We start from the raw sequence: 3,670 nt of genomic DNA, 5'->3' as shown, positions 1-3,670 counted from the left end.
GCCCCGCCTCCGCCGCGGCCCCAGGCGATCCGCGAGCCGAAGCCCACGCCGGCGCCCCAGGCGCCCGTTGGCACCACGGAACCACCGCCTCCGGCAACGCCGCCGGCACCTCCCGCTCCGCCGACGCCGCCCGCGCCACCACCTGCGCCCCCTGCGCCTCCAGCCGTGCAGATGCCCTCGAGCAACGCCGACTACCTTCAAAACCCCAAGGCAACCTACCCCGCCATGAGCAAGCGGCTCGGCGAGCAGGGCAAGGTCATCGTGCGGGTGCTCGTCGGCGTCGACGGCCTGCCCAAGAGTGCCGAGGTCAAGAAATCCAGCGGTTTCGATCGCCTCGACGAAGCCGCGGTCGAATACATCATGAAATGCCGCTTCGTGCCCGGCAAGATCAACGGCGTGGTGCAGGCCATGTCCTATGACGCCCCCGTCAACTACGTCCTGAACTAATTTTTCTCTGGAGCAACTTCGTATGGATTCCCAATTTGGCCTGATGAACGTCTGGCATCAGGGCGACTTCGTCACCAAGGCCGTCGCGGTACTGTTGATCGGCATGTCGCTCGCGTCGTGGATCGTCATCATCGTCAAGGCGCTCGACGTCATCAAATACAAGCGCCTCGCCAAGCATTCGCAGGACTTCTGGCACAGCGAAGACTTCGCCACCGCGCTGAACAAGCTCGGCAAGGACGATAGCAACCCGTTCCGTGCGCTGGCCCTCGAAGGCCGAGAGGCAGCAGCGCACCACCGCAACACCAAGGCCCATCTGCATGACGCGCTCGACGTGAGCGACTGGATCACGCGCGCCCTGCGCAACGGCATCGACGCCTTCACTGCCCGCCTGCAGACCGGCCTGGCCGTGCTGGCATCGGTTGGCTCGACCGCCCCCTTCATCGGCCTGTTCGGCACGGTCTGGGGCATCTATCACGCGCTCATGAGCATCAGCTCGGTCGGCCAGGCAACCATCGACAAGGTGGCCGGCCCGATCGGTGAGGCGCTGATCATGACGGCCCTGGGCCTGGCCGTGGCCATCCCCGCGGTGCTGGGCTACAACGCCCTGGTGCGCGGCAACAAGTTCGTGCTGACCAAGCTCAACGCCTTCGCGCACGACCTGCATGCCTACTTCGTGACCGGCGCTCGCGTTCAAAGCGGCAGCGAGGCCGTCGTGGTTCCGCTCAAGAAGGGCTGAGTGCCATGGCCTTCGGTACACAAGACGAACCCGATGAGGTGATGAACGAGATCAACATGACACCGCTGGTCGACGTCATGCTGGTGCTCCTCATCATCTTCATCATCACCGTGCCGGTGATGAAGCACGCGGTCAACATCGACCTGCCGCGCGCCAGCAGCGAACCCGAACAGCCGAAGCCGCAGAACATCCTGTTCAGCGTGACGGCCGATGGCTCGTACTACTGGAACGAACAGAAGATCGACGACAGCGAGTTGCCCAACCGCCTCGCCGCCGAAGCCGCCAAGGAACCGCAGCCCGAGCTGCACATCCGCGGCGACAAGGCCGTGCGCTACGAGCGCGTGGCCAAGGCGATGTCGGAGGCCCGCGAAGCCGGCGTGCGCAAGATCGGCTTCATCACGGAGCCTGAAGCGAAGTGATCTGACATCGCAAGCCAAAAAAGTCGATCGCGACGATTGACTTTTTATTGCGAATCATTATCATTAACTCATCGCTTCGATAGGGAAACTCAGATGCCAGCCACACCGAATGCCTTTTCTGTCCTGAACCATCCTTCGCTCGACCAGTCGGGTGGCGGCCATGCGTCCATCCAGGCAATGCGTCCGGCGCCAGTGGTCGAGAGCACCGAACTTCTGAAGGGAAGCAAGACCGTGGGCATCATGCACAACGGCTCCCTCTACCGGCTTCAAGCCACCAAACTCGGCAAGCTGATCCTGACCAAGTAGGTCGTCCAGTCCGCCCTTCGCGCAAGTTTCATCGTGGGGCGACTCGAGGAGATTCATCTCCGAAGGGTCGTTTTTTGCTAGCCAACGGTTCGCCGACTAGCCAAGCTTTTTTTCACGCTGAAGCACCCAAAAGAAAACGCCGACCTCGAAGTCGGCGTTTTGCTTTGTGCAGAAGAAAAACTCAGAGGCCGAGGGCGGCGATGCCCGCCTTGGCGATCTGCGCGTCTTCGTTCGACTTCACGCCGCTCACGCCGACGGCGCCGATCACGTGGCCGTCCTTGACGATCGGCACGCCGCCTTCGAGCAGGCCCTGCACTTCAGGCGCCGTCAGGAACGCCGTGCGGCCGCCGTTGATGATGTCTTCATAGACCTTGCTTTCGCGCCGGCCCATGGCTGCCGTGTGGGCCTTGGCAGGCGCAATGTGCGAAGACAATGCCGCGGCGCCATCCAGCCGCTGCAGCCAGAGCAGGTTGCCTGCGTCGTCGGAGATGGCGATGGTCACCGCCCAGTTGTTCTTGAGGGCCTCGGCTTCGGCCGCTGCGGCCACGGCCTTGACGTCGGCGAGTTCGAGGAATGACTTGGTCTTCATGATGGGCTCTGGTTTCGTGAAAACCCGACAGCATAACGGCCATGCGGCCAGGGGTGTCTTCAGGGCTTGGGAACACCCCGCATACGGTCTTTTCGACACCCCCTCTTGCAGCCCCCTAGAATGCGCCCAAACTGCGTCACTGCAGCAACCACAGGAGCTCCGGCCATGAACGACCGCGTCACCACCCTAGACACTTCCGCTGGCTATGGCCAGCCGTTGGCGCAGGCTGAACGCCAGCGCGTGCTGCGCAACACCTACTGGCTTCTCGCGCTGAGCATGCTGCCCACCGTGTTGGGCGCATGGATCGGCGTCAGCACCGGCATCACCCGCTCGCTCACGGGTGGGCTGGGCCTCATGGTTTTCCTCGGCGGCGCGTTCGGCTTCATGTTCGCCATCGAGAAGACCAAGAACTCCGCCGCCGGCGTGCCCGTGCTGCTGGGCTTCACCTTCTTCATGGGCCTGATGCTGTCGCGCCTGATCGCGATGGTGCTGGGCTTCAAGAACGGCTCCGAACTCGTCATGACGGCCTTCGGCGGCACCGCCGGCGTGTTCCTCGTGATGGCCTCGCTGGCAACGATCATCAAGCGCGACCTGTCGGGCATGGGCAAGTTCCTGTTCGTCGGCGCGCTGGTGCTGATGTTCGGCGCGATCATCAACGTGTTCGTCGGTTCGACCACGGGCATGCTGGTCATCTCGGTGGCCGCCATCGGCATCTTCTCGGCCTACATGCTCTATGACCTGAAGCAGATCATGGACGGCGGCGAAACCAACTACATCAGCGCCACGCTCGCGCTGTACCTCGACCTGTTCAATGTGTTCCAGAGCCTGCTGGCGCTGCTGGGCATCTTCGGCGGCGAACGCGATTGAGCGAATCACGCGCAGCAAGAAAAAGGGCCCGGAAGGGCCCTTTTTTCATTCCAGCTCGAAGACTGCAATCGACTCGACGTGCGCGGTGTGCGGGAACATGTTGACCACCCCCGCGAAGGTGCAGCGGTAGCCCGCCTGGTGCACCAGCAAGCCGGCATCGCGCGCAAGCGTCGACGGATTGCAGCTCACGTACACGATGCGCTTCGGCGGTGTCCAGCCATCGGTTCGCAGCTCGGGCTGCTGATGAAGGTCGGCCATGGCCTTGGCCAGGGGGCGGGCGCCGGCGCGCGGCGGCGCGGCCCGCCC

The 3,670-nt window shown here is 63.4% G+C and carries 6 protein-coding genes and 1 pseudogene; 5 read left to right on the top strand and 2 right to left on the bottom strand.

What is annotated here, in order from left to right; translation table 11 throughout:
• From ACCC97_RS28605 to hemP, 4 genes are all read left to right on the top strand, one after another.
• Nucleotides 1–447: energy transducer TonB (locus ACCC97_RS28605; RefSeq protein WP_413336326.1), on the top strand; the 447-nt coding region annotated here is incomplete at its 5' end.
• A 22-nt stretch (nt 448–469) separates the two neighbouring features.
• Nucleotides 470–1,183, top strand: a complete 714-nt coding sequence (locus ACCC97_RS28600) for a MotA/TolQ/ExbB proton channel family protein (RefSeq protein WP_007830742.1) — start codon at nt 470–472, stop codon at nt 1,181–1,183.
• A 5-nt stretch (nt 1,184–1,188) separates the two neighbouring features.
• Complete coding sequence (locus ACCC97_RS28595; RefSeq protein WP_007830740.1) at nt 1,189–1,602, top strand: ExbD/TolR family protein; 414 nt, start codon at nt 1,189–1,191, stop codon at nt 1,600–1,602.
• A 93-nt stretch (nt 1,603–1,695) separates the two neighbouring features.
• A complete protein-coding gene (hemP, locus tag ACCC97_RS28590; protein ID WP_007830738.1) occupies nt 1,696–1,908 on the top strand; it encodes a hemin uptake protein HemP in 213 nt (70 codons plus the stop codon).
• Between the two features lie 181 nt (nt 1,909–2,089).
• On the opposite strand, the gene ACCC97_RS28585 is transcribed toward hemP, so the two are convergent.
• Nucleotides 2,090–2,497, bottom strand: coding sequence for a GlcG/HbpS family heme-binding protein (locus tag ACCC97_RS28585; RefSeq protein ID WP_007830736.1), 408 nt, complete (start codon nt 2,495–2,497; stop codon nt 2,090–2,092).
• Between the two features lie 165 nt (nt 2,498–2,662).
• Between ACCC97_RS28585 and ACCC97_RS28580 the strand changes: the two genes are divergently transcribed.
• Nucleotides 2,663–3,364 carry a Bax inhibitor-1/YccA family protein gene (locus ACCC97_RS28580; RefSeq protein WP_007830734.1) on the top strand — a complete coding sequence of 234 codons (702 nt, stop codon included), beginning with the start codon at nt 2,663–2,665 and terminating at the stop codon, nt 3,362–3,364.
• A 45-nt stretch (nt 3,365–3,409) separates the two neighbouring features.
• Here the strand turns inward: ACCC97_RS28580 and ACCC97_RS28575 are convergent.
• Nucleotides 3,410–3,670 (bottom strand): annotated as a pseudogene (locus tag ACCC97_RS28575) (23S rRNA (uracil(1939)-C(5))-methyltransferase); the annotation flags it as partial.

Origin of the sequence: Variovorax sp. Varisp85, assembly GCF_047304045.1 — a bacterium.
GTDB lineage: Bacteria > Pseudomonadota > Gammaproteobacteria > Burkholderiales > Burkholderiaceae_C > Variovorax.
Note: the sequence above shows the minus strand (reverse complement) of the source record. Positions and strands in the feature narration are given on the sequence as shown.

Bases quoted from the DNA above. Each gene is read 5' to 3' on its own strand.
- hemP (WP_007830738.1), top strand. From the start codon at position 1,696: ATGCCAGCCACACCGAATGCCTTTTCTGTCCTGAACCATCCTTCGCTC.
- ACCC97_RS28595 (WP_007830740.1), top strand. From the start codon at position 1,189: ATGGCCTTCGGTACACAAGACGAACCCGATGAGGTGATGAACGAGATC.
- ACCC97_RS28585 (WP_007830736.1), bottom strand. From the start codon at position 2,497: ATGAAGACCAAGTCATTCCTCGAACTCGCCGACGTCAAGGCCGTGGCC.
- ACCC97_RS28580 (WP_007830734.1), top strand. From the start codon at position 2,663: ATGAACGACCGCGTCACCACCCTAGACACTTCCGCTGGCTATGGCCAG.
- ACCC97_RS28600 (WP_007830742.1), top strand. From the start codon at position 470: ATGGATTCCCAATTTGGCCTGATGAACGTCTGGCATCAGGGCGACTTC.